This is a genomic window from Sutterella parvirubra YIT 11816 (assembly GCF_000250875.1).
GTDB lineage: Bacteria > Pseudomonadota > Gammaproteobacteria > Burkholderiales > Burkholderiaceae_F > Sutterella > Sutterella parvirubra.
Genome location: NZ_JH604878.1, coordinates 1 through 7,436 on the forward strand (window position 1 = coordinate 1; position 7,436 = coordinate 7,436).

The window sequence follows — 7,436 nt, forward strand, 5'->3', positions numbered from 1 at the left end:
ACGTGTACCCGTTTGAGAGAAATTCACGCTCAAACTCATCTTTTACAGATGATTTTAAAGGAAATTTATCCGCCCGCATACCCCGTAGACAAGCTTCCGGACTGTGTCGAAACGGTCACTTTCGTTGTATGCCAGGTAAACGGACGACGGTCGCCCCCTCAAATCCGCCTCAAATCCCCTTCAGCGTTCCGTACCAAACCTCCATCGAGCGCGGGAGCCGCCACATCATCGGGCGGCAGTGCCAGGGAAGCGGCAGGAGCACGGGGCGCTCAACCGTTCCCACTTCCTTCAGGAGGGGAAGCGCGAGCGACGCTGCGGCCGCCGCGTCGCCGCAGAGCGCGATCACGTCGACGCGCTCCCGGCGGATGAACTCCGCCATCACCGCCATGTCGGTCTCCACCGCCCCAGGCAACACTTCACCGCAGCGCTTCCCCACGACGTTCACGAGCCCCAAGGGTTCCATGAGCTCACGCGTCAGGTCCGAGTCCGCCGTCGCGAGGAATCCGTAGATCTGGTCCTCGACCGGGTGCCGGATCCCGAGGACGGGAAGGATCCTCAGGGGCGGGAGCGGCGACGCCGCCTGGAGTTCTTGGAGGTACGCCATCCTCGTCTCCCAGTCCCCCGCCATCCGCTCGGCGTGCTTCTCTTCCCCCATCAGCGCCCCCGCGCGGCGAAGCACCTCGACGGCGCTCCCGCGCACGTCGAGGCCCTTCACGGTGAAGCCCTCCCGCTCCAGGTCCGCCTTCATGCGGGCGGGGTTGAGGTCGGAAAGGCCGTTCTCTTCCAAGAGAATGAAGTCGACCCCGAGACGCCGCGCGGCGGCGTCGAGGATCTTCGGGCGGTCGCGCATGGCGCAGTGCGTGCATTCGAGCATCTTCTCCGCGGGGTGGAGAACCTCCATCCCGGGGATGTCGCCGCCCACGAGGGCGCGCCCCCAGATGCGGAGCGTCGCGAGGGCTTCCGCCGCGGTGTCGCCCACGATGATGATGTTCTCGTATCGAGGAAAAGGCGTGTAGAGGTTCAGCATGACGTTGGGTTCCTGAATGAGGGTTCGAATGAGGATTGAGGGTTGACGGCTCAAGGTTGGGACCGGAAGGCCTCAGGCCGGTACCGCCGACACGGATTCGAGCCGCACGGTCCGGCGCGTGCGCGCCGGGCGTCCGGAGCGGCCGGGCCGCCTGAGATCGGATTCGGCGGAGTCGGACGATTCGTCGGTCCCGGTCGGGAAGCTCTGGTGCGTCACCGCGAGAATGAACGTCTCAGGGAGTTCCGCTTCGAGCGTCCTGAGCACCGCGTCGGCCAAGGCCGGGTCGAGGGCCGAGGTGGCTTCGTCAAGAAGGAGCACCTTCGGGGCGGCCAACACCGCGCGGATCAGCACCACGCGTTGGGCCTCCCCGCCCGAGAGGCGCGTGCGCCAGTCGCAGACGTCAAGAAGCCGCCCCTTGAGGCCGGAGAGCCCGAAGGCGTCCAGGAGGTCGAGGAGGCGCAGATCTCCGGTCTCACCCGTCTCCGATCCGTAGAGGAGGTTTTCGCGGAGCGTCCCCACGAAGAGGTAGGGTGCCTGCGGCACCCAAACGCAGGATGGGTCGACGTCGATCTCGCCCTCTGCGTCGCCGAACCCCGCGACGGTTCGCAGGAACGTGCTCTTCCCCGTACCCGAGGGCCCCGTGAGGAAGACGGTCTCACCGGGCGCGCCCGAGACGTCCGCGCGGAGCACCCGCCCGTCGGGGATCGCGACCGCGACGCAGGCGCGAAGGCCCTGGACAGTCTCAGCATCCTTCCGGACCGCCGTCTTCTCCGCCGTCTCCCGGTCCGCGGCTTCCAAAGCGGTGAGAAGCCCGTTCAGACGGGCGCAGACCGCCGCGAAGTGGGCGAGCTGGTCGTAGGAGAGAATCACCCACGAGAGCGCCCGGGCGACGTCGGCGAAGGCACCGCGCAGCTGCATCAGCCCGCCCAAGGCGATCGTGCCGGCGAAGAGGCTCGGGAGCCCCAGGACCAAAGGCGTCAGGTGCGTGATTTGGCCCAGCCCCACGGTGAAGAGGTCGAGGTCGCGGGACTTCTTGGCGCGGCGAATCAGCAGATCAGTGAGGTGGTGGAGGCCTGCGGTCAACTTCCAGCGCTCAAAGGCCTCCCCCTTCGCGCCCGCCACGGCGTCGCCGTGGCGGCGCTTCTCGATGAAGGCGAAGCGCAGATCCGCTTCGCGGTGCTGCGCCTCGACGTTGAGGCGCTTCAAGGGTCGGCCGATCAGGTGCGTCAGCCACGTGCCCAGCACCGTGTAGAGGACGCACGCCCAAAGCATGTAGCCGGGGATGGTCCACTCACCCACGACCAACGGTGTCGAGAGCGACCAGAGGATCGCGGAGAACCCGATCAAGGTGAGAAGCGACTTGTAGGCGCTCATCAGCAGATTGATCGAGAGCGCGGCGAAGTCGCCCGTGTCTTCCAGAATGCGTTGGTCGGGGTTGTCGGGTTCGGTCCCCTGGAGGGAGAGCCGGTAGTGGGCGGACGCGTCCGAGAGCCACCGCGCGATCATCCGTTCCGTCAACTCCCGGCGCACCTTGATCACGAGCCGGTCCTGGACGTAGGAGGTGGCGACCAGGACGAGGATCACGACCGAGACGATCCCGACGAAGGTGACGAGCTCTTCGACGATCTTCGCGCGGTCGACGGCCGCAAGCGCGTCGAAGAAGCGGCCGTTCCAGGCGTTCAGCCACAACGCCGCCTCGACCCCCGCGGCGTTCCCGAGAAGGACGATGACGAAGAGGAGAAAGGAGACTTTCCCCTCCTTCGTCTTCGCGTAGTCCTTGAGGAAGCCCCAGAGACCGGTGAGCGCGAAGATCCGAGAGAGGAGACGGAGGCGGGAATCCCGGGAACCTCGGGGTTCGAGGGGTTCTCGGTGTTCGCGGGAAGGCGTTGCCGTGGGCTGAGCCGGATCGGTATCGACGTGAGGTTGGTTGGTCGGGCTGTCGGAGCGGTTCATGAGACGTCGGGCGGAGGATCGGATCGGAGGCGGACCGGTTCGGGTGAAGAAAGAAAGAACGGACGAAAGAAAGCGCGAAAGAGGACCGGAAGGAGAGGCCCGGAGGCCGAAGCCTCTTCGGAGGGTCTGAGGGCTTGAGGGTTGGAAGGCCGGAAGGTCGGCGGAGCCCGGGCGTCGCCCGCCCGGGCTACGGGTTCAGGGATCAGGCCTCAAGCGCCGTCAGAACCGCCCCGACACCCAGAACCGGACGGCACGCGCGTAGCCGCGGCTTCCGCCTGCGTAGCAGAACTTCTCGTTCGTGAGGTTCTCGACCGCCACGCCCGCCGTGAAGTCCCAGAAGTTCGGGATCCGGGGCGCCCAGACGGCGCCCACGGCATGCGTCGCGAAGGCGTCGTAGGTGGAATCGCGCCGGCGGTCGACGCTCGAGGCGTCCTCCCAACGGAAGCGGTACCAGAGGTCAAGGTCCAACGGTGCGACGTGCCGCGCGATGCGGGCGTTGACGGTCTGAGGTGCGATCCCCTCGACGCGGCGGCCCGTTTCCTGGTTCTCGGCATGAACGAGACCGTAGGCGAGCGACACTTCCCAAGCGTCCACCTGGTAGTCGGCCGAGGCTTCAAGGCCCTTTCGCACCACGTGGCCGACGTTTTCCGCGCGGTAGTGGTCGACATGATCGTCATCCGTCCACCGCCGCACGTTCACGAAGTCGCGCACGTCGTCCCAGAAGAGCGCGCCGCGAAGCGCGAGACGGTCGGCCTCCGCCAAAAGGCCGCCGAGGTTCGCGGTCGCGCCCACTTCGTAGTTCATCGACTTTTCGGGCTTCAGGTCCGGGTTCGCGTGCACGACGGCGTCGGTCAGGCCCGGGATCGCCGCCTGGTTGAAGTAGACCTCGTCCAGAATCGGTGGACGGTAGCCGGAAACGGCGGAGGTCCAGAGCGACACGCCCTCAACCGGCGCCCAACTCACCGTGACGCCCGGCGTCAGACGGTTCCCGGTAAGAGACGGGTGGTTGCCGAGGTCGGCCTCACGCTTGAACCAGGACCAGCGGAGCACCGGCATCACCGTGACGGTGTCGGTCACCGCCACTTCGTCCTGGATGAAGACGCCGGCGTCGAACCCGTGGCTGTCGGGGCGCGAGCCGTCGGGGATGGGCGTCGACTGCCAGGGGTAGTAGGCGGTCGACGTCTGCTCCGTGCGGGAGGCGTCGAACCCGTAGGTCACCGCATGCGCCCCGAAGGCTTCAAAACGGTTCGTGTTCTGGAGCGATCCGCTCCAGCTCGTGAAGTCGTCGTGGTTCCCCTGGTCGCCCCCTCGCGCCGAGATCGTTTGGTCGAGCTTGAATTCGGCGCCCGTCCACTGAAGCCGACCTTTGAGGTCCCAGAAGCCGTCGTCGGCGTACTCGAGCGCACCCGTGACGCGGTGCTGCTCGAAGGCGTAGTTCACCGGGTCGCCGTCCGTGCGCCAGAAGCTCGAAAAGTCGTCGTAGTTGTAGGTGAGCGAGAGGAGCAGCTCGTCCGTCGGGACCGCGCTCACTTTCGCAAGGAGCGCCGTGTGCCCGATGTCGGTCTCATTCTTGCGGCGCCCGCGCCCGTCCGAATACTTCGCGTCCTTCGCGTCCGTCCTCGTCACGGCGACCAAGACGTCCAAGGCGCTCTCGCGCCCGAAGAGGAAGGCGCTCTTCGTCCACCCCTGCTCGGCCGAGGACCACGCGGACTTCGCGAAGACCCCGAACTTCTCGCCGGGTTGGAGGAAGTCCTCCGCGGACTTCGTCGTGACCGCGACGGTCCCGCCGATGCCGCCGTTCCCGTAGAGGGCGCTCCCGCCCCCGTTTCGGACTTCCACCTGCTTCACGAGCTCGGGCGCGATGAAGATCCCCGCGGGACGGTTCCCGGAGTACCCCAGATTGTCCTGACGGACGCCGTCGACGAGATACGTGATCTGATTCTGGTCGGACCCGCGGATGCGGATTTTGGTGAAGATCGGCGTGTCCGCCGACTCGACCTGGACGTTGGGGAGCATCTGGAGGGTCTCCCCGAAAGTGGCGGCCCCCACCTCTTCGATCGTGCGGTCGGTGACGACCGAGATCGAGGAGACGGCCTCGGAGAGCGGGACCGCCACGCGGGAGGCCGTCACGACGACGGGGTCCGAGACCGTCAGGGCGACGTCGGCTTTGTCGGACTGGGCGGCGTCGGCGGCGTGAGCCGGGAGGACGGCAGCTGCGCCAGCAGACGTGGCGCAGGCCGCGGCGAAGGCCGTGCCGAGGAGCGTCGAAAGAAGCGTCTTCCTGAGGGGTGCGGCGGCGTCCGCCGGATGGGAGAAGTGCGTCATGAGGGCATAGGGACCGGGCGGGCGGCGTGCGCCGCCCCGATCGGTCTTCGGGACCCGTGAAGGTTGAAGATGCCCATGATCATAGTCACGAATGGGAATTATTTCCAACGGGACACCTACGGGGGAACCCTGAGCGCAGTCCCTGCTCGGGAAGAGAACTGTCCGGGTTCCGACCGGTCATTTCACCGTTCGCCTCGGACAGCAAAAACCGCCACTTCAAATTCACTGCCCATACGTGCGCGCCGCGCGGACGGATGGCGTCGGTGCATGGAAAAATCGCACCGACAGACGCTTCCTAAGTGTTGTGTCGGCGCGCCGTTCACGCGGTTTTTCGGGTGCGGCCCTTCACCCTAAATGCTTGGGAGCCTCCGACGGAGGTGCGTCCGGGGGTGGCTCATCTGAGTGAAACAACCCATGGTCCCTGCCCTCGCGCAGGCCTTCGGTTCTCAAACCTTGACCTCCTCCCGCACCCCAAGCACAATAGGCGCACTTTTTGAACGTTCACCCGGAGTACCCATGTCCGTGCGGCCCCATATCATCGACGCCACCCTGCGCGAGCGCGGGAGCGACCTCACGAGCGCGCACCGCGTCCTGATCGCGAAGATTTTGGATGAATTGGAGGTCGACGCCGTCGACTTGGGCGCCCCCGCGACCTTCGCGGAGGGTGAGGCGGTCGCTGAATGCGCCCGGGCGTTGAAGCACGCCCGCCCCGTCGTGACCGTGCCGCCCGCGGACGATCTGGCGCCCGGCGTGGAGCTGGCCGCGAACGCCATGGCCTCGGCCGGCGTCACCGACTACGTCCTGATGGTGGCGGTGGGCGCGAAGGCGGACCCCGCCTTCGTGAGGAACGCCGTCGGCCTCGCCAAGGCCCGCGCCCACACCGTGGGCGTCGTCTTCGGGGACGCCTTCGGGGGTGACGGGAGGGATGGAACCGACGTCAAGAAACTCCTCGCCGGCATCGAAGCCGCCGTCTGGGCGGACGCCTCCGTCGTCCTTCTTGAAGACGGGACCGGTGCGGCGCTCCCGGAAACGGTTGCGTCGGTCGTCGCGGCCGTCAAGGCCGCCCGGATCGAGACCACCTCGAAGGAAGAGCTCCGCATCGCGGTCCAGTGCCGCAACACCCTGGGGCTCGCCGCCGCGGGGACCCTGGCCGCCATGCGGGCGGGTGCCGACGCCGTCGTGCTGACGTTGACCGGCGTCGGCGAAGGCGCGGGCTGCGCGGCTTTGGAAGAAGTCGCCACCGCCATGCGGGTGCACGGGCGGACCTTGGGGGTGGAGACGGGTCTGAAGCACGAAAAGCTCGCCCGCGCGGCCCAGACCGTGACGAAGCTCCTTCACGAAGCGCTCCCCGCCCACAAGGCGGTGGTGGGCGCGAACGCCTTCGCGCCCGTTGCGGGTGCGGCGGCTTTGCCCTTCACGCCGGCGAGCGTCGGGATGAACGAGCGGCACTTCCGTTTGACCTCCCGCTCGGGGCGGCACATGGTGAAGGCGTCGTTGGAGAAGCTCGGCGTCGACCTCGACGAACTTGACTTGAACGACTTCTACGCGCGGTTCCTGAAGCTCGCCGACAAGAAGGGACTGGTCTCTGAAGACGACTTGGAAGCCCTGCTCTTTTTCGGGCATCTCGAAGAAGAGGATCCCACCTACAAGCTGGAGTGCTTCAACGTCATGTGCGGGAGCGACGGGATGCTCCCGACGGCGAGCGTGCGGATCCGCGTGGGCAAACGCACCCGTACGGAATCGAGCAACGGGAACGGTCCGGTAGACGCGATCTACAACTGCCTGACGAGGCTGACCGGCATCCGCTGCCGGCTGACGTCCTACGCCATCGGCGCCAACGGCGTCGGGATGGATGCGTTGGGGCAGGTCGACGTCTCGGTTGAGTGCGAAGGTGCGTTCTACCACGGGATGGGGCTCTCGACCGACATCCTGGAGGCTTCGGCGCTTGCGTTCCTTCACGCGATGAACAACATCGAGCAGGCGAAGCGGCTCGCGACGGAAAAGAGCGGGAAGAAGGTCCGCCGCAAGGCGAAGAGCCCGGAGGCGTAAGCCTCTGAGCCGGTGAGATCCCGAGCCCTTGAGGGCTCGAAGGTCGGCCCCTGAACGGCCCCGCGTTTCCGACGAACCGCGG

The 7,436-nt window shown here is 66.8% G+C and carries 4 protein-coding genes; 1 reads left to right on the plus strand and 3 read right to left on the minus strand.

Annotated elements, in window-relative coordinates; translation table 11 throughout:
* Positions 1-169 precede the first annotated feature (169 nt).
* The 3 genes from HMPREF9440_RS01890 to HMPREF9440_RS01900 form a co-directional block, all read right to left on the minus strand.
* Positions 170-1,027 (minus strand): substrate-binding domain-containing protein, encoded by an 858-nt coding sequence (locus HMPREF9440_RS01890; RefSeq protein ID WP_008540945.1) that lies wholly within the window; start codon positions 1,025-1,027, stop codon positions 170-172.
* A 72-nt stretch (positions 1,028-1,099) separates the two neighbouring features.
* Positions 1,100-2,980, minus strand: coding sequence for an ABC transporter ATP-binding protein/permease (locus HMPREF9440_RS01895; RefSeq protein WP_008540946.1), 1,881 nt, complete (start codon positions 2,978-2,980; stop codon positions 1,100-1,102).
* Between the two features lie 219 nt (positions 2,981-3,199).
* Entirely contained in the window at positions 3,200-5,305 is a 2,106-nt protein-coding gene (locus HMPREF9440_RS01900; RefSeq protein ID WP_008540948.1) for a TonB-dependent receptor domain-containing protein, read from the minus strand.
* Positions 5,306-5,827: 522 nt separating this feature from the next.
* On the opposite strand from HMPREF9440_RS01900, the gene HMPREF9440_RS10355 reads away from it, so the two are divergent.
* Positions 5,828-7,354 (plus strand): alpha-isopropylmalate synthase regulatory domain-containing protein, encoded by a 1,527-nt coding sequence (locus tag HMPREF9440_RS10355; RefSeq protein ID WP_172634267.1) that lies wholly within the window; start codon positions 5,828-5,830, stop codon positions 7,352-7,354.
* The last annotated feature ends 82 nt before the right edge of the window (positions 7,355-7,436 follow it).